Below are 17,608 nucleotides of genomic sequence, written 5' to 3' on the forward strand. Positions count from 1 at the left end.
GAAGTGCGAATGCAGACATGAGTAGCGATAAAGAGGGTGAGATGCCCTCTCGCCGAAAGACCAAGGGTTCCTGCGCAAGGCTAATCCGCGCAGGGTGAGCCGGCCCCTAAGACGAGCCCGAAGGGGGTAGTCGATGGGAACCACGTTAATATTCGTGGGCCTGGTGGTGTGTGACGGATCTCGTGTGTTGTACGTCCTTATCGGATTGGACGTGCCTCGAAGAGGTCCCGGGAAATAGCCCCACCGTATAGACCGTACCCGAAACCGACACAGGTGGTCAGGTAGAGTATACCAAGGCGCTTGAGAGAAGTGTCCTGAAGGAACTCGGCAAATTGCCTCCGTACCTTCGGAAGAAGGAGGCCCCATGTAAGCGCAAGCTCTCATGGGGGGCACAGGCCAGGGGGTAGCGACTGTTTAGCAAAAACACAGGGCTCTGCTAAGTCGGCTTCAAGACGACGTATAGGGCCTGACGCCTGCCCGGTGCCTGAAGGTTAAGTGGAGGAGTGCAAGCTCTGAAATGAAGCCCAGGTAAACGGCGGCCGTAACTATAACGGTCCTAAGGTAGCGAAATTCCTTGTCGGGTAAGTTCCGACCTGCACGAATGGCGTAACGACTTCCCCACTGTCTCCAGGACATGCTCAGCGAAATTGAATTCTCCGTGAAGATGCGGAGTACCCGCGGTTAGACGGAAAGACCCCGTGCACCTTTACTGCAGCTTCAGAGTGGCATTGGACAAGAACTGTGTAGCATAGGTGGGAGGCTTTGAAGCATTGGCGCCAGCCGATGTGGAGCCATAGGTGAAATACCACCCTGTTGTTGTTTAATGTCTAACCTCGTACCGTGAAACCGGTACAGGGACCCTCTGTGGCGGGTAGTTTGACTGGGGCGGTCGCCTCCTAAAGAGTAACGGAGGCGCGCGAAGGTTGGCTCAGGCCGGTTGGAAACCGGCTGTTAGAGTGCAATGGCATAAGCCAGCCTGACTGCGAGACTGACAAGTCGAGCAGAGACGAAAGTCGGTCATAGTGATCCGGTGGTCCCTCGTGGAAGGGCCATCGCTCAACGGATAAAAGGTACGCCGGGGATAACAGGCTGATAACCCCCAAGAGCTCATATCGACGGGGTTGTTTGGCACCTCGATGTCGGCTCATCACATCCTGGGGCTGGAGCAGGTCCCAAGGGTTTGGCTGTTCGCCAATTAAAGTGGTACGTGAGCTGGGTTCAGAACGTCGCGAGACAGTTTGGTCCCTATCTGCCGTGGGCGTCGAAATTTGAGAGGAGTTGACCCTAGTACGAGAGGACCGGGTTGAACGTACCTCTGGTGTACCTGTCGTCGTGCCAACGGCGCAGCAGGGTAGCTATGTACGGACGGGATAACCGCTGAAAGCATCTAAGCGGGAAGCCTCCCTCAAGATAAGATTTCTCAGGACGGTCGAAGACCACGACCTTGATAGATCGGATGTGGAAGTGCGGTAACGCATGGAGCTAACCGATACTAATTGTCCTATTCGCGCTTGAGAGCTCCACACCCCCACCATCAGCCCTGGGCTAGATGGCAGGGTGCGGTCATTACCAAGCCAGGTGCATCGATTTTATACCCAATCCCCCGAAGCGAGGTCTCCTCCCCTCGGGGCCCCCATCAAGTACCACTTGATGGGGATTGTTATTCGCGGACTCTATTGCCTGGTGGCCATAGCGTCGGTGTCCCACCCGATCCCATCCCGAACTCGGCCGTGAAACCCGACTGCGCCAATGGTACTACTGCTCAAGCAGTGGAAGAGTAGGGCGTCGCCAGGCATTACAGCCCGCGAATACAAAAACCCATTCACTCGTCCTTGCCCCTATACCCAGTGTCGCGGGGTGGAGCAGCCCGGTAGCTCGTCAGGCTCATAACCTGAAGGCCGCAGGTTCAAATCCTGCCCCCGCAACCACCGCCATAGAACTCGATACGCCGCCCTCACGGGCGGCGTTGTCGTTTAGGGCATACGCGCTGGCGACGCCGCGCTGGCCACCACCTCCGCTGCGGGACTGACGTGACCCCGGTCTTTCATCCAGCGGCAACCAGAGACCGACCTGTGTTGTCGCGCCTGAGCGCAGGTGAAGCAACGGGCGGGGTTAATCCCGCCCGTTGCTGTTCGAGCCCGGCAGCGAAGGCTGCCGGAGTGGCGTAGCCGAGCGACTAGTGCGGTCGCTCGGTGTTGTAGTCGTCGATCCAGCGGGCAAGGATCGAGCGGGCCTGACCGATGGTGAAGAACAGCGTCTCGTTGAGCAGCTCGTCGCGCATGCGACCGTTGAAGCTCTCGACGAACCCATTCTGCGTGGGCTTGCCCGGCGCGATGTAATGCCATTCGACGCCTGCATCGCCCGACCAGGCGAGCACCGCGTTCGACGTCAGTTCGGTCCCGTTGTCGCTGACGATCATCTTCGGCTTGCCACGCTCGGTGATCAGATCGGTCAATCCGCGCACGACCCGCCGGCCCGAGATCGACGTATCGACCACCGCCCGGAGGCATTCGCGCGTGACGTTGTCGACGATGTTGAGCACGCGGAACCGTCGGCCACCGACCAGCCCGCCGCATGCAGCAGCGCGGTCACCCGACGGTAACCGTAGCGCCCGTACTGCTTTGCCACCGCGACGACGTCGTCGGTGAGCGCCTGCTCATCATCTGCCCCGCACGGCACTTTGCGCTGCGTTGACCGGTGCTGGCCAACCACGCGGCACACGCGCCGCTTGGACACGGCCAGCACCTCCCGGACCTGGTCGATGCAGCGCCGGCGCCGTGCGGGGCTTAGAAGTTTCCCTTTGCCGCCTCCTGCAGGATGAGCTCGTCCAGCATCAAATCCGAAATCGCACGCCGCAGCCGGGCGTTCTCCTTCTCCAGATCCTTCATCCGACGCGCCTGGTCCGTCTTCAGGCCACCATATTCCTTGCGCCAGTGATAGTAGGTCTGTTCGCTGACCGCGATCCGCCGGCACGCCTCGGCGGTCGTGCCGCCTTGGCCCAGCACGATCTCCACCTCACACAGCTTGCCGATAATCTCCTCGGGCTTGTGCTTCTTCGAAGGCATTCGTTGTCCCTTCCTTGACGTCCTCCCTATTTTTTCATCCAAGCTGAGTGAGAGTTTTCCGGCCCTTTGAAGCCTGCGGGCAAGGAGCTGGGACATGAAGAAGTCGAGATACACGGAAGAGCAGATTGCGTTTGCGCTGAAGCAGGCGGAGACGGGCACGCCGGTGGCGGAGGTCATCCGCCGTATGGGCGTATCGGAGCAGACCTTTTATCGCTGGAAGAAGGTGTATGGCGGGCTGGGCGTCGGCGAGCTGCGGCGGGTCAAGCAACTCGAGGACGAGAACCGCAAGCTGAAGCAGCTCGTCGCGGATCTGAGCCTGGACAAGCATATCCTGCAGGATGTCCTAGCAAAAAAGCTCTGACGCCTGGGCGACGGCGCGAGATCGTCGCGTACGTCCAGGCGTCCCACGGCGTCAGCGAGCGGCGCAGTTGCCTCGCGCTCGGCGTCGACCGCTCATCGGTGCGCTACGTGTCGCACAAGCCGGACCAGGCGCCGCTGCGGCTGCGCATCCACGATCTGGCGGCAGCACGGGTGCGCTATGGCTATTTTCGGATCTACATCCTGCTGCGCAGGGAGGGCTGGCTGGTGAATCACAAGCGGGTTTACCGGCTATATCGGGAGGATGGATTGAGCCTTCGGCTCAAGCGTCCCCGTCGCAACGTCAGCGCGGCGAACCGCGAACGCCAGCCTGCGGCCTCGGCGCCCAACGAGATGTGGTCGATGGACTTTGTCTCGGATGCCTTGTTCGATGGCCGGCGGCTGCGGGCACTGACGGTGGTCGATGCGTTCACCCGCGAGGCGCTGGCGATCGACGTCGATCAGGGCATCAAGGGCGAGCAGGTTGTCGCGGCGGTGACGCGGATCGCGTCAGTACGTGGTGCACCGAAGACCATTCGGGTGGACAATGGCCCGGAGTTCATCTCGAAGGCGCTCGACCGATGGGCGTATGAGAACGGCGTCACGCTCGATTTCTCGCGGCCGGGCAAACCGACCGACAACGCCTTCGTCGAGAGCTTCAACGGCCGGCTTCGCGACGAGTGCCTGAACAGCCACTGGTTCCTGTCGCTGGCGGACGCTCGTGCCAAGATCGAGGCCTGGCGGCGGGACTATAACGAGAGCCGTCCTCACACGGCGCTTGGCTGGCTCACGCCAGCCGAATATGCTGCATCCGTCGGGGTTAACCCCGACGGATGCAAACCGGAAACTCGCATCATGCCCGGATGAGAAACCGGGGGACCGTCATCCTTGGTCCAGACTGTCATAGTCGATGGACCACTCAGAAGGGGGCAGCTCATTCATCGTCAACCCGATCCACCAGATGCCGGGACTGAACAGCTAGGGTCAGGACCCATTGATGTCAGCGTCGCGATCTGATTCAGGCCCCGCAAGGAGACCGGAATGAGCGACCTGTTTTGGCTGACGGATGAGCAGATCGAGCGGCTGCGGCCGTTCTTTCCAAAGAGCCATGGGAAGCCACGGGTGGACGATCGGCGGGTGCTGAGCGGCATCGTGTTCGTCAACAAGAACGGGCTGCGCTGGCGTGATGCGCCGAGCGCCTACGGCCCGCACAAGACGCTATACAATCGGTGGAAGCGTTGGGGCGAGGCCGGTGTGTTCACACGCATGATGGAGGGGTTGGCGACTGCAAGCGCGCAGCCAGGAACGGTCATGATCGACGCGACCTACTTGAAGGCGCACCGCACGGCATCGAGCCTGCGGGTTAAAAAGGGGATCTTGGCCGCCTGATCGGCCGCACCAAAGGCGGCATGAACACCAAGCTCCATGCCGTCGCCGATGCGAACGGACGCCCGCTGAGCTTCTTCATGACCGCAGGCCAGGTCAGCGACTACACCGGCGCGGCAGCGCTGCTCGATGACCTGCCCAAGGCACAATGGCTGCTTGGCGACCGCGGCTATGACGCGGACTGGTTCAGGGACGCTCTCCAGGCCAAAGGCATCCAGCCCTGCATCCCGGGCCGCAATTCGCGCAACGAGCCTGTCCGGTACGACAAGCGCCGCTATCGGCGCCGCAGCCGCATCGAGATCATGTTCGGCCGTCTGAAGGACTGGCGTCGCGTCGCTACGCGCTACGACCGCTGCCCCACCGCCTTCTTCTCGGCCATCGCCCTCGCAGCCACCGTCATCTTCTGGCTGTAATCAACGAGTCCTGACCCTAGTGGGGGAGCGGCGATATGAAAATCTTGGTGCCCGTCAAACGCGTGGTCGATCACAATGTGAAGATTCGCGTCAAGAATGACGGATCGGGTGTCGATCTGGCCAATGTGAAGATGGCGATAAACCCGTTCGACGAGATCGCGGTCGAGGAAGCGGTCCGGCTGAAGGAAGCCGGTATCGCAACCGAGATCGTCGTGGTGTCGATCGGCCCGGCCCAGGCGCAGGATGTGCTGCGCAGCGCGCTGGCGATCGGTGCGGACCGTGCCATACTGATCCGTACCGAGGTGCCCACGGAGCCGCTGGCGGTGGCGAAACTGCTGAAACGGATCGCCGAGCGTGAGGGGCCGGAGTTGATCCTGCTCGGCAAGCAGGCGATCGACGACGATGCCAACCAGACCGGACAGATGCTGTCGGCGCTACTGGGTTGGTCGCAGGCGACCTTCGCATCGCATATCGCGGTTGCGGATGGCACAGCCGTGGTGACGCGTGAGGTCGATGGGGGACTTCAGGTCATCCAGGCCCGCTTGCCCGCCGTCATATCGGTCGACCTGCGCCTCAACGAACCGCGCTACGCCTCTCTGCCCAACATCATGAAGGCCAAGAAGAAGCCGCTGGAGGATCTGGCCGCGGAGAGCCTGGGCATCGACGTCGCGCCGCGTCTGACGGTGGTGGCGACCGAGGAACCGAAGGTCCGCGAAGCGGGCGTGCGGGTCGGATCGGCGGCCGAACTGGCCGGCAAGCTCAAGGAAGCGGCCGGCGTCCTTTGATCGCGAGTGGGAGCAAGAGCGATGACCATCCTTCTGTTGGCCGAACACGATAATACGCATCTTTCCGAACTGACCGCTCGCGCACTGACCGCCGCATTGGCGATGGGCAGCGAGGTGGATGTGCTGGTGGCGGGTCTGTCCGCGGACGGTGCGGCGCAGGCTGCCGCCCGACTGGCCGGGGTGCGCCGGGTATTGCTGGCCGAGGCGGTGGCACTCGAACACCGGCTGGCGGAACCGAGCGCCGCGCTGATCCTGTCGCTGGCCAGCGGCTATGACGCGATCGTCGCGCCCGCCACCAGCAACGGCAAGAGCATCCTGCCGCGTGTCGCCGCGCTGCTGGACGTCATGCAGGTATCGGAGATCGTCGCGGTCGTCGCGCCCGACACCTTCAAGCGGCCGATCTATGCGGGCAATGCGGTGCAGACCGTGCAATCGGCCGATCCGATCAAGGTGGTGACAGTCCGCACGGCTGCCTTCGCGGCAGCAGGTTCGCGGGATGACGCGGCCGAGATCGTCCCTGTCGACGTGTCCGACACGCCCGGCCTCTCGACCTTCGTCGAGAACCGCTTCGCCGAAAGCGAGCGGCCCGATCTCGCCTCCGCCCGGATCGTTGTATCGGGCGGCCGTGCCCTGGGTTCGGAGGAGAAGTTCCGCGAGACGATCCTGCCGCTGGCGGACAGGCTCGGCGCGGCGGTCGGCGCATCCCGCGCGGCGGTCGATGCGGGCTATGCGCCGAATGACTGGCAGGTCGGGCAGACCGGCAAGGTCGTCGCGCCCGATCTCTATGTCGCCTGCGGCATCTCCGGTGCGATCCAGCATCTGGCGGGGATGAAGGACGCCAAGGTGATCGTCGCGATCAACAAGGACGAGGATGCGCCGATCTTCCAGGTCGCCGATTACGGCCTGGTCGGCGATCTGTTCGAGGTCCTGCCCGAACTCGAACGCCAGCTCTGATCTCTATCGAAAGCCTTTGCATGACCGAGAAATCCTACGTCATACGGCTGGGTTGCAAGGATCAGCCCGGCATCGTCGCCGCCGTCACCACCGCGCTGGCCGGACTGGGCGCCAATATCCTGGAATCCAAGCAGTTCTGGGACCGGCAGGCCGACCATTTCTTCCTGCGGATCGCGGTGACCTTGTCGGCCGACGTGACGCGTGACGCGATCGTGGACGTGTTGCGACCGGCGGTCGAGCGGTTCGACCTGGACCTTTCGGTCGTCGACATGGCTCAGCGTCCGAAGATCATTATCATGGTTTCGAAATTCGACCATGCCATGCATCACCTGCTGTACCAGATCAAAGTGCGCTGGCTGAATGCGGAGGTGGTGGCGATCGTGTCCAATCACGATGCCGCCAGCGCCGCCGCCGCGATCGAGGGCGTTCCCTTTCATCACTGGCCGGTCTCCAAGGAGAATAAGGCCGAGCAGGAAGCGAAGCTGCTCGACCTGGTCAAGCGGACCGGCGCCGAACTGGTCGTGCTCGCTCGCTATATGCAGGTGTTGTCGAACGAACTGTCCGAGCGGCTCTATGGCCGGGTCATCAACATCCACCACTCCTTCCTGCCGAGCTTCAAGGGCGCCAAGCCCTATCACCAGGCGCACGAGCGCGGGGTGAAGCTGATCGGCGCGACCGCGCATTACGTCACGCCCGACCTGGACGAGGGGCCGATCATCGAACAGGAGACCGAACGCGTCAGCCACATGATGACCAGCGAGGATTTCGTTGCCGCCGGTCGCGACATCGAATCCCGCGTCCTGGCGCGCGCCGTCAAATATCATCTCGAAGGGCGGGTGATGCTGAACAGCCACCGCACCGTGGTCTTCGCGCCATGAGCGCTCACCCGATGACCGACACGACCCCTGCGACGACCCTTTACCGAGAGGAATAGAAAATGGCGGCCCTTCCCGAAAAAGCCCGTGTGGTGATCGTCGGCGTCGGCGGCATCGTCGGCGCATCGATCGTCCATCATCTTGTAGAGCGAGGATGGGACGATATTGTCGGCATCGACAAGTCGGGGGTTCCGACCGATATCGGCTCGACCGCGCACGCCTCCGACTTCTGCTACGCGACCAGCCACGATTACTTGTCGACATGGACGACGCTCTACTCGATGGATTTCTTCGAGAAGATGGGCCATTATTCGCGGATCGGCGGGCTGGAGGTCGCGCGGGTCGGCGACGACCAGCGGATGGACGAAATTCGCCGCAAGGTTGCTTCGGGCAAGGCGTTCGGCACCCGCGCGGAGCTGGTCGATCCGGCGACGATCAAGGCGAAATTCCCGCTGATCGAGGAAAGCCTGGTGCAGGGTGGCCTGTGGGACCCCGATGCCGGTCTGGTCGTGCCCCGGTCGCAGACGGTGGCGGGCAAGCTGGTCGACCAGGCGGTCGATGCGGGCAAGCTGTCGGTCTTCGCCAACACCTCGGCGGTATCGCTGCTCATCGAGGAGGGCCGGATCAAGGGCGTGGAGACGACGCGCGGCACGATCATGGCCGATTACGTTGTGGTCTGTACCGGCCTGTGGGGCCGCCTGATCGCCGAGATGGCTGGCGAGGATCTGCCGGTCTTCCCGGTCGACCATCCGCTGACCTTCTTCGGACCGTACAAGGAATTCGAGGGAACGGGGAAGGACATCGGCTATCCGCTGCTGCGCGACCAGGGCAACTCCGCCTATATGCGCGACACGGGCGATCCCAGGACGACCGAGGGCGGGCAGATCGAATGGGGCTATTATGAGGAACATGCGCCCCGCCTGGTCCATCCGCGCGATCTGCTGGAGAAGGAACAGGCGCGCCTGTCGCCGTCGCAACGCAATCTGGAAATGGAGCAGGTGCTCGAACCGCTGGAGCGCGCGATCGAGCTGACCCCGATCCTGGGCGAGCTGGGCTATAACGAAAGCCATTCGTTCAACGGCCTGCTCCAGACCACCACCGATGGCGGCCCGTCGATGGGTGAGAGCCAGAAGGTGCGCGGCCTGTGGTATGCGGTCGGCATTTGGGTGAAGGATGGCCCCGGCATGGGCAAGCTGATTGCCGACTGGATGACCGACGGCCGCACCGCGATCGACCATGCCAGCATCGATTATGCGCGGTTCAATCCTTTCCAGCTGGAAGCGAAGTTCATCGAGGAGCGTTGCCTCGAAACCGCCGCCAAGATCTACAATCCGCCGGTCCATCCGCGCGAGCCCTTCGCTGGCGGTCGCGGCATCCGTAGGTCGCCCTTCTGGGAGCGGGAGAAGGAGCTGGGCGGCTATTTCATGGAACTCGGCGGCTGGGAGCGTGCGCATGGCTATGCCGCGAACGAGCATTTGCTGGAGAAATATGCCGATCAGGTGCCGGTGCGCGAGAATGAGTGGGACAATCGCCACTTCTGGCGCGTGTCGAACGCGGAACAGCTCGAACTCAGCGCCGATTGCGGGCTGATCAACCTGTCGCACTTCCATATCACGGACATTGAAGGCCCCGATCATGTCGCGCTGATGGAATGGCTGTGCGCGGCCAAGGTCGGCGGCGATGCGACGATCGGGAAGGGGGTCTCCACCCATTTCCTGGACGACGAAGGCAATGTCCGCGCCGACTTCACCGTCTTCCGCCTCGCCGACCGCTGCCGCCTGGTGAATGGCGCCGATGCCGGGCCGCGCGACGTCCATTACATGCGCCGGGTGGCACAGGATCGCGGGCTGGACGTGACCGTGACCGACGTGACGGAAAAATATGTCACGGTCGGCATCTGGGGCCCTAACGCGCGAGTGAACCTGCAAAAGGTGGTCGAGGACCCCGAGGCACTGTCGCTGGAGAATTTCCCCTTCGCCGCGATCCGTCCTGTCCGTATCGCCGGCAAGGACGTCATGGCCTTCCGCATCTCCTATGTCGGTGAGCAGGGCTGGGAACTGCACATGGCCTATGAGGACGGGCTGGCGGTATGGGACGCGCTGCGCTCGACCGGGGTGATCGCGGTGGGGATCGAAACCTATGCGAATTCGCGGCGGCTGGAGAAGAGCCTGCGCCTCCAGAATGCGGACCTGTTAACGCATTACAATCTACTCGAAGCCGATCTGGCGCGGCCCAAGGCAAAGGAAGCGGACTTTCGCGGCAAGGCCAGGCATCTGGAACATCGTGCGCGCGAGCATCAACCTGCCAAGCTGTGTACGCTGGTGATGACCGACAATGTCGATGCGAAGGGCGTGAAGCGCTATCCGGTCGGCATCCTGCCCGTCCTCGACCCCGAAACAGGGGAGACGCTGGTCGATGAATTGGGGCGTCGCTCCTATACCAGCTCGATCGCCTTTGGACCATCGATCGGCAAGAACATCGCACTGGCCTATCTGCCCTGGTCGCATTGCCAGGAAGGCCGCAAGCTGGAGGTTGAGTATTTCGGTGAACGCTATCCGGTGGAGGTGGCTTCGGTCGGCTACAAGCCGCTCTATGATCCGGAAAACCGCAAACCGAAGAGCTGATCCGGCTCATGCCCTTCCGGGCGGCACGCACCGGCGCCGCCCATGACCTTCCCCGGCGACAAGCGAATGGCCATGTATGTCATCCGGCTTAAAAACTGTTGTTTCTTCGCCCATCACGGCGTGTTCGATGAAGAGGAAAGGCTTGGCCAGCGTTTCCAGGTGGATGCCGAGTTGCATGTCGATGCGCTCGCTGCCCTGGAGGCGGACGAAATCGGCGAGACGGTCGACTATGGCCTGGTATTTGCCGAGATCGAGCGCGTCCTGTCGGGGCCGCGGCGATTTCTGATCGAGGCGCTGGCGCTCGATGTCGCACGTGCGCTGTGCGATCGCTTCGCGCAGGTCGTTCATGCGCGGATCGTCCTGCGCAAGCCCAATGCTCCGGTTCGGGGCGTGCTCGACCATGTCGAGGTCGAGGTGGTCTGGCCGCCGAGTGTGCCTGGCGTGCAGGAGGGAGATAACCGGGCGTGTCGCGAAAATCGGGGTTTGGTGGCGCAATCATCCTATTGGCTGGCGAGAGCCCGGGGATAGCCTTCATCGTTTCGAAGCCCGGCGGATCGCGACGCACGGGTGGGCAAAATCATAAAGCGACAGGAGGAGCAGAGAACATTCTCGCTCCATTTCGATTTGCTTCAACATGGCAGCGGTGATTGTTCCGGCTCAGCAACGGAAAGGATGACGAGGTGGACGCACGCACTGAAATGCTGAACCTGATCCGGTCGCGCAAGGAGGGATATTCCCTGCCGCAGCCCTTTTATGTCGATCAGGAATTCTTCGATCTGGATCTGGAGTTGATCTGGTACCGGGATTGGCTGTTCGCCGGGCATGATTGCGAATTGCTCAAGGCCGGCTGCTATTTCACGCTTCAGGTCGGGTCCTATCCGGTCGTCGTCCTGCGCGATCGCGACGGACATATCCGCGCTTTTCACAATAGCTGTCGGCATCGCGGCAGCCGGGTGTGTACCTCGGTCCGGGGGACGACCGCCAAGCTGGTCTGCCCCTATCACCAATGGACCTACAATCTCGACGGCTCGCTCGCCTTTGCGCGGCAGATGGGCGAGGGGTTCGATCCCAGCCAGCATTCGTTGAAGCCCGTCGCGTGCGAAAGCGTCGCCGGCTATATCTTCATCTGCCTGGCGAACGAACCGGCCGATTTCGCGCCGTTCCGCGAACTGATGCAGCCTTATTTCGCGCCGCATAACCTGAAGGACGCCAAGATCGCCTTTGAATCGACGATCGTCGAGAAGGGCAACTGGAAGCTGGTCTGGGAAAACAACCGCGAATGCTATCATTGCGCTGGCAGCCATCCGGAATTGTGCAAGACCTATTCGGAATCGCCCAACGTCACCGGCGTAAGCGGTGGTGGCGAGGATCCGGAGATGGCGGATCACTGGGCGCGCTGCGAGGCGGCCGGGCTCCCCGCCCGGTTCCAGATCCATGACAGCGGCCAGTTCCGTGCGATCCGCGCGCCGCTGCTGCGCGAGGCGGAAAGCTATACCATGTCGGGCAAGCGCGCGGTTACGCGCCCGCTGTCGGACGCGGTGCAGGCCGAACGCATCGGCGCGTTGATGCTGTTCAACTATCCGACGACCTGGAACCATGTGCTGGTGGACCATGCCGTGACCTTCCGCGTCATGCCGATCGGCCCCAACGAGACGGCGGTCACCACGAAATGGCTGGTGCACAAGGACGCGGTCGAGGGTGTCGACTATAAACTCGACGAACTGACCCATGTCTGGACCCAGACCAATGATCAGGACCGCCGCATCGTCGAGGAAAATGCCTTCGGCATTCGCTCGCCCGCCTATGAGCCCGGCCCTTATTCGCAATTGCATGAGGGTGGGGTGATCCAGTTCGTCGACTGGTATGCGCGCTTCGTCGAGACGCGCCTGGGTGGAGCGGGGCTGGGCGGCTCGGGCCAGTCCTATGTCCGGCGCGTTGCGTGACCGGTTCGGTGCGTTGTCTGCCATGACCCTGTCTTCGCATCGGCATCTGGATGAGCTGACCCCATGGACCGATCGCCTCCATGCGCTGGAGGTGGTCAGCGTGGTGGACGAGGCGCCGGCGGTGAAGACCTTCACCTTCCGGTCTGATGGTGACTGCTGGTTCCGGTACGAGCCGGGCCAGTTCGTCACGCTCGAACTCCCGGTCGGCGACGGCGAGCCGCTGTTTCGCACCTATACTCTGTCATCCACGCCCTCGCGGCCTTATTCGGTCGCGGTGACGGTGAAGGCGCAGGAGGGGAGCATCGGCACCCGCTGGATGTTCGACCATTTGCGCCCCGGCATGCGGATCAGGGCCTATGGTCCGAACGGGCATTTCACCCATATCGTGCATCCAGCGGCGCGCTATCTGTTCCTGTCGGCGGGGTCGGGCATCACGCCGATGATGTCGATGCTCCGCTGGATGGCCGATGTCGCACCGCAAAGCGACGTCGCCTTCGTCACCTGTGCCCGCAGCCCGAGCGACATCATCTTCCGCCGCGAGCTGGAGCTGCTCGACCGGCAGATGCCGAACCTGTCGCTGAGCGTGATGGTGAAGGCCAATTCGCTGGGCGAAAGCTGGTTCGGGCATCGCGGGCGGATCAACCATTCGATGTTGGCGATGTTCGTCCCGGACCTGAGGGAGCGGGAAATCTTCTGCTGCGGGCCGGAGCCGTTCATGGCGGCGGTCCAGGATTTCCTGCGCGATGCCGGTTTCGATCTGGCGCACTACCATCAGGAAAGCTTTGGCGATGCAGTTCCCGATGCCTCCGCCGAACAGGTGGCGGTCGTCACCGATGCGGGCGATGCCGGCGATGCGACCGTGCCGGTGGTCTTCATGGACTCAGGGGTGACGGGCATCTGCCAGCCGGGCCAGACGGTGCTGGAGGCCGCGCGGGCGGCAGGTGTGCGCATCCCGGCGGCATGTGAATCCGGCATCTGCGGCACCTGCAAGACGATGAAGGTTTCCGGCGAGGTCGTGATGACCCACAATGGCGGTATTCTGGACGAGGAGGTGGAGGAGGGATACATCCTCGCTTGCTGTTCCAGGCCGCTCGGTCCCTTGGAGGTCGAAGCCTGACGAGGTGGGGGATCCAATGTGACGGACGAACGGATCGACGGGGTCAAGGATTATGGCGGCCCGGCGGGCGGCTGGGGGGCGCTGCGCGCCGTCGCGGCGGCGGTGCGCACGCAGATGGCGGACGCCCGCGCGCTGCTGTCGGTCAACCAGCCCGACGGATTTGACTGTCCGGGCTGCGCGTGGCCCGACCCGCGCGAAGGCTCGTCCTTCGAATTTTGCGAGAATGGCGCCAAGGCGGTGACCTGGGAAGCGACGGCCAAGCGTGTCGATCCCGAATTCTTTGCCCGCCATTCGGCCAGCGAACTGTGGACGTGGAGCGACTATGACCTGGAGGATGCGGGACGGCTGACCGATCCGCTGCGCTACAATCCGGCGACCGATCATTATGAAGTGATCGGCTATGATGAGGCGTTTCGGCTGGCGGGTGAGGCGCTCCACCGACTCGACCATCCTGATCAGGCGGAATTCTATGCCTCGGGCCGGACCTCGAACGAGGCGGCGTTTCTGTGGCAGCTTTATGTGCGGGCGTTCGGGACCAACAATTTCCCTGACTGCTCGAACATGTGCCATGAGGCGACCAGCACCGGGCTGCCCCAGTCGATCGGCATCGGCAAGGGCACGGTGACGCTCGAGGATTTCGAGCATGCCGACGCGATTTTCTGCATCGGACATAATCCCGGCACCAACCATCCGCGCATGCTGTCGTCCTTGCGCGATGCGGCGAAGCGCGGCGCGGCGATTATCGTCGCCAATCCGATGAAGGAACGCGGGCTGGAGCGGTTCCAGTCACCCCAGCATGTCGGCGACATGGTGCGACCCGGTGGCGTGTTGCTCGCCTCCGCCTATCATCAGGTGCGGGTCGGCGGTGATATGGCGATGCTGAAAGGCATGATGAAGGCGTTGTTCGCACTCGACGCTACCGATCTGGCGGCGGGCGGGGCGGGGGTGCTCGACCGCGCATTCATCGCCGAGCACACCACCGGCTTCGACGCGCTGGCCGCCGATATCGCCGCGACCGACTGGGCCGAGATCGAACGCCGCTCCGGCCTGCCGCGCGCCGAGATCGAGAGCATGGCGGACACCTATGCGCGGGCCGAGCGGGTGATCATCTGCTATGGCATGGGCATTACCCAGCATCGGCATGGCACGCGCAACGTGCAGCAGATCGCCAACCTTCTACTCCTGCGCGGCCAATTTGGGCGACCGGGCGCAGGCATCTGCCCTTTACGCGGGCATAGCAACGTTCAGGGCGACCGTACCGTCGGCATCACCGAACTGCCGACCGAGGCGTTCCTCGCTCGGCTGGACAAGGCCTTCGGCATCCGCAGCCCGCGCCATCACGGCCATAATGCGGTCGAGGCACTGAAGGCGATGCGCGACGGGCACTCGCGCGCGATCCTGTCGCTGGGCGGCAATCTGGCGGTGGCCATGCCCGATCCCGAGGCGTGTTTCGCGGCGTTCCGCAAGATGGACCTGTCCGTCACGATCGTCACCAAGTTCAATCGCACCTGCCTGCTCCAGGCGCGCGAAACCCTGGTCATCCCCTGTCTGGGGCGCACCGAGCAGGACATGCAGGCGAGCGGTGCGCAATTCGTGACGGTCGAGGACTCCATGTCGATGGTCCATGCCTCACGCGGGCGATTGAAGCCTGCGGCGGATGGTCTGCTGTCCGAACCCGCGATCGTCGCGGGACTGGCCAAGGCAACATTGGGAGAGTCCCCGGTCGACTGGGACGCGATGGTCGCGGATTACGATCGCATCCGCGACAAGATCGCGGCGGTGTTTCCCGACTTCGCCGGCTTCAACGTCAGGGTCCGGCAGAAGCACGGCTTCCGCCTGACCGTGGGGCCCTTGAACCGTGTCTGGAATACGTCGGATGGGAAGGCGCATTTTATCGTCCATCCCGATGCCGACGGTGCGGGCGGCAATGCCGATGCTCCTCTCGTTCTGACGACGATCCGAAGCCATGATCAGTATAACACGACCATTTATGGCCAGAATGACCGCTATCGCGGCATAACGGGGAGGCGAGACGTGATCTTCGCCAATGCCGATGACCTTGCCGAGGCCGGACTCCAGCATGGCGACTTGGTCGATGTCGTGGCCGGGCCGGATCGAATCCTCGCCAGTCAGGTCGCGGTCGCGCATAGCATCGCACGCGGATCGGTCGCGGCTTACTATCCGGAGGCCAATCACCTGATCGCGTTGGACGATCACGACCGCGAGAGCGGAACGCCAGCCTATAAGTCGGTCCCGGTCACGTTACGCCGGGCGGCATCTGCCAATCCATGATCGGCCTTGAAGGTCGAGATTGCGCTCGGCCGGCTTATAGATCAGCCACGGTGCCAGCGGCCATCCTCCTCTGTTCCGGTTCATTCGCTCGACCCAAGCTTATGCCGGGTAGGCTCTTCGGCGAACTGGATGCCATTGTCGCTGACAATCAGGAGCGGCTTGCCGCGCTCACCGAGCAGCGCCGTCCGCTCGCGTGCGACACGGGCGCCGGACAGTGACGTGTCCGCCACCAAGGCTATTCACTCCCGGCTGAAGTCATCGACCACCGCCAGGATGCGGAAGCGCCGGCCGCAGACAAAGGCATCCGACACGAAGTCGAGGCTCCAGCGCTGGTTCGGCTCCTGCGGCACCGTCATCGGTGCGCGCATGCCGAGCGCCCGCTTGCCGCCCCCCGCCGGCGGACCTTCAGGCCCTCCTCGCGACAAATCCGCAGCAGCTTCTTGTAATTGGGCACCAGCCCCTCCCGGGCAAGGTGGTAGCCCAGTCGCCGATAGCCGAACCGACGGCGCTCCCCGGCCAGTTCCCGCAAGCGCTGGCGTAGGGGGGGGCGTCGTCGGGTCGCACCGCTTCATACCGGAAGACCCGCCGCGCAACGCCGACGATGCCGCAGTGATCTACTCGTCCGAAAACCTGCTCCGCTTCCTATGTCCGTCTCCTATCGAGGCGGGCATCTACTTTGCCTGGGCGACAACTGCGATGATGTGAACGGTATCCTACCCGGCTGGGTCATTCAAAGCGAAACCCTATCGCTTCTATAAATGTTCGGGGCGCTCTTCGGGTCCAAACCCAATCAGTATCTTGAGGCGTGATGGTTTTTCTGACTCACTGGCGTGTGGATCAGGAGGAGTGAGGCATGGCGCTGTTCTGGTTGTCGCATGAAGCGCCGGCAGCGATCGAGCCGCATCTGCCGAAGAACCAGCCCGGGGCGCGGCGGGTAGACGACCGGCGGGTAATCTCCGGGATCGTGCATGTTCTGAAGGTCGGCTGTCGCTGGTGCGACTGCCCAGCCGATTACGGGACATTCACGACGATCTACAACCGGTTCAACCGCTGGTCGCGCCGTGCTTCTGGCTCAAGTTGCTCGACGCGCTGGTGGATGCCGGCGTGGTCACGGATAGTAAGGCGATCGACAGCACCTACATCAAGGCGCAACGCGCGGCGTTCGGCGGAAAAGGGGGCGCCAGATTCAGGCGATCGGCCGCCCCTAAGGTTGTCGTTGAACTTCTAAGCGATAATACGCGTGGGTTGCGGCTCGGAGCGACGTCAATCTCGATCCTGCCATCCGTCACCGCCAGGATGGTGTCTTGGACGGGTATGCGCTGGCCCCCTTTACCATGGTCTTCCGGATGATCGGAGCGGGCCAATCGCCAGGCGATTGCAATGACTTGGTGCGTTGGACGTCATGATGCGCATCTTCTTGATCCAGCTTTTCTCGCCCCCCGGTTGTCTGATCGCACCGCCAACGCGCAGGGGCATCGACAGCCTCGAACGTTGACCCCGGCGATAGGATGTGAAGCCATCAGTGATGCGGCGTTGCGTCTGCGGGCCGCCGCCTGAGCCAAACTCCCCTCAGCCTCAATGTTGCCATTTCCTTCTCACTCTCGCGAAAGGCGTTTCCGAGCCGAAGGTTGATGATGGCACCGCCGCTTCGGGGCTGCTCTGATTTATGCAACGCGGCGTCGGAATCATTGCATTTGATCGTAAGCTTTGGACTTTGTAGGGCATTAATGCCGCTGCAAATGCGGTGGCGAGCCGTGCAAGTGGTTCGACCTGACATGCGACGGGACGAGAGGATCG

The 17,608-nt window shown here is 62.8% G+C and carries 10 protein-coding genes, 1 tRNA gene, 2 rRNA genes and 3 pseudogenes (1 of these 16 only partly in view); 14 read left to right on the forward strand and 2 right to left on the reverse strand.

Annotation, left to right across the window (positions count from 1 at the left end; translation table 11 throughout):
- From ACWPWT_RS13745 to ACWPWT_RS13755, 3 genes are all read left to right on the forward strand, one after another.
- Window positions 1-1,516 (forward strand): 23S ribosomal RNA (locus ACWPWT_RS13745); it begins 1,275 nt to the left of the window's first position.
- A gap of 163 nt (window positions 1,517-1,679) precedes the next feature.
- Window positions 1,680-1,794: ribosomal RNA gene (gene rrf, locus ACWPWT_RS13750) — 5S ribosomal RNA — on the forward strand.
- A gap of 57 nt (window positions 1,795-1,851) precedes the next feature.
- Window positions 1,852-1,928, forward strand: a tRNA-Met gene (locus ACWPWT_RS13755).
- A gap of 116 nt (window positions 1,929-2,044) precedes the next feature.
- On the opposite strand, the pseudogene ACWPWT_RS13760 reads toward ACWPWT_RS13755, so the two are convergent.
- A pseudogene (locus tag ACWPWT_RS13760) lies at window positions 2,045-3,065 on the reverse strand (integrase core domain-containing protein).
- Window positions 3,066-3,159: 94 nt separating this feature from the next.
- On the opposite strand from ACWPWT_RS13760, the gene ACWPWT_RS13765 reads away from it, so the two are divergent.
- The 10 genes from ACWPWT_RS13765 to ACWPWT_RS13810 all read left to right on the forward strand — a co-directional run bounded on the left by ACWPWT_RS13765 (window position 3,160) and on the right by ACWPWT_RS13810 (window position 15,811).
- Window positions 3,160-4,289, forward strand: a protein-coding gene (locus ACWPWT_RS13765; protein WP_413243585.1) for an IS3 family transposase whose coding sequence is annotated in 2 segments (ribosomal slippage) — window positions 3,160-3,415 and window positions 3,415-4,289 — 1,131 coding nt in all. Because the reading frame shifts where the segments join, the coding sequence is not laid out codon by codon here.
- A 174-nt stretch (window positions 4,290-4,463) separates the two neighbouring features.
- Window positions 4,464-5,221 (forward strand): IS5 family transposase gene (locus tag ACWPWT_RS13770; RefSeq protein ID WP_454280138.1). Its coding sequence is split into 2 segments (ribosomal slippage): window positions 4,464-4,797 and window positions 4,797-5,221, totalling 759 coding nucleotides; the frame shifts between segments, so codons are not numbered across the junction.
- 35 nt (window positions 5,222-5,256) lie between these two features.
- Window positions 5,257-6,006: an electron transfer flavoprotein subunit beta/FixA family protein gene (locus tag ACWPWT_RS13775; protein WP_454280139.1), complete on the forward strand. Its 750-nt coding sequence runs from the start codon at window positions 5,257-5,259 to the stop codon at window positions 6,004-6,006.
- 21 nt (window positions 6,007-6,027) lie between these two features.
- Window positions 6,028-6,960 carry an electron transfer flavoprotein subunit alpha/FixB family protein gene (locus tag ACWPWT_RS13780; RefSeq protein ID WP_454280140.1) on the forward strand — a complete coding sequence of 311 codons (933 nt, stop codon included), beginning with the start codon at window positions 6,028-6,030 and terminating at the stop codon, window positions 6,958-6,960.
- A 20-nt stretch (window positions 6,961-6,980) separates the two neighbouring features.
- A complete protein-coding gene (gene purU / locus ACWPWT_RS13785) occupies window positions 6,981-7,838 on the forward strand; it encodes a formyltetrahydrofolate deformylase (RefSeq protein WP_454280141.1) in 858 nt (285 codons plus the stop codon).
- A 59-nt stretch (window positions 7,839-7,897) separates the two neighbouring features.
- Complete coding sequence (locus ACWPWT_RS13790; protein WP_454280142.1) at window positions 7,898-10,459, forward strand: GcvT family protein; 2,562 nt, start codon at window positions 7,898-7,900, stop codon at window positions 10,457-10,459.
- A gap of 42 nt (window positions 10,460-10,501) precedes the next feature.
- Window positions 10,502-10,987: a dihydroneopterin aldolase gene (gene folB / locus ACWPWT_RS13795; protein ID WP_454280143.1), complete on the forward strand. Its 486-nt coding sequence runs from the start codon at window positions 10,502-10,504 to the stop codon at window positions 10,985-10,987.
- 152 nt (window positions 10,988-11,139) lie between these two features.
- A complete protein-coding gene (locus ACWPWT_RS13800) occupies window positions 11,140-12,402 on the forward strand; it encodes an aromatic ring-hydroxylating oxygenase subunit alpha (protein ID WP_454280144.1) in 1,263 nt (420 codons plus the stop codon).
- 22 nt (window positions 12,403-12,424) lie between these two features.
- Window positions 12,425-13,519 (forward strand): 2Fe-2S iron-sulfur cluster-binding protein, encoded by a 1,095-nt coding sequence (locus tag ACWPWT_RS13805; RefSeq protein ID WP_454280145.1) that lies wholly within the window; start codon window positions 12,425-12,427, stop codon window positions 13,517-13,519.
- Between the two features lie 18 nt (window positions 13,520-13,537).
- Window positions 13,538-15,811 (forward strand): FdhF/YdeP family oxidoreductase, encoded by a 2,274-nt coding sequence (locus ACWPWT_RS13810; RefSeq protein WP_454280146.1) that lies wholly within the window; start codon window positions 13,538-13,540, stop codon window positions 15,809-15,811.
- A gap of 122 nt (window positions 15,812-15,933) precedes the next feature.
- Here ACWPWT_RS13810 and ACWPWT_RS13815 read toward each other — a convergent pair.
- Window positions 15,934-16,393, reverse strand: a pseudogene (locus tag ACWPWT_RS13815) (DDE-type integrase/transposase/recombinase); the annotation flags it as partial.
- A gap of 271 nt (window positions 16,394-16,664) precedes the next feature.
- Here ACWPWT_RS13815 and ACWPWT_RS13820 point away from each other — a divergent pair.
- A pseudogene (locus tag ACWPWT_RS13820) lies at window positions 16,665-16,996 on the forward strand (transposase); the annotation flags it as partial.
- Window positions 16,997-17,608: the final 612 nt, after the last annotated feature.

The organism is Sphingomonas sp. Marseille-Q8236 (genome assembly GCF_965112005.1).

Excerpts from the sequence above, each read along its gene's own strand:
- folB (WP_454280143.1), top strand. The coding sequence starts at position 10,502 with ATGACCTTCCCCGGCGACAAGCGAATGGCCATGTATGTCATCCGGCTT.
- ACWPWT_RS13805 (WP_454280145.1), top strand. The coding sequence starts at position 12,425 with ATGACCCTGTCTTCGCATCGGCATCTGGATGAGCTGACCCCATGGACC.
- ACWPWT_RS13780 (WP_454280140.1), top strand. The coding sequence starts at position 6,028 with ATGACCATCCTTCTGTTGGCCGAACACGATAATACGCATCTTTCCGAA.
- ACWPWT_RS13775 (WP_454280139.1), top strand. The coding sequence starts at position 5,257 with ATGAAAATCTTGGTGCCCGTCAAACGCGTGGTCGATCACAATGTGAAG.
- ACWPWT_RS13790 (WP_454280142.1), top strand. The coding sequence starts at position 7,898 with ATGGCGGCCCTTCCCGAAAAAGCCCGTGTGGTGATCGTCGGCGTCGGC.
- purU (WP_454280141.1), top strand. The coding sequence starts at position 6,981 with ATGACCGAGAAATCCTACGTCATACGGCTGGGTTGCAAGGATCAGCCC.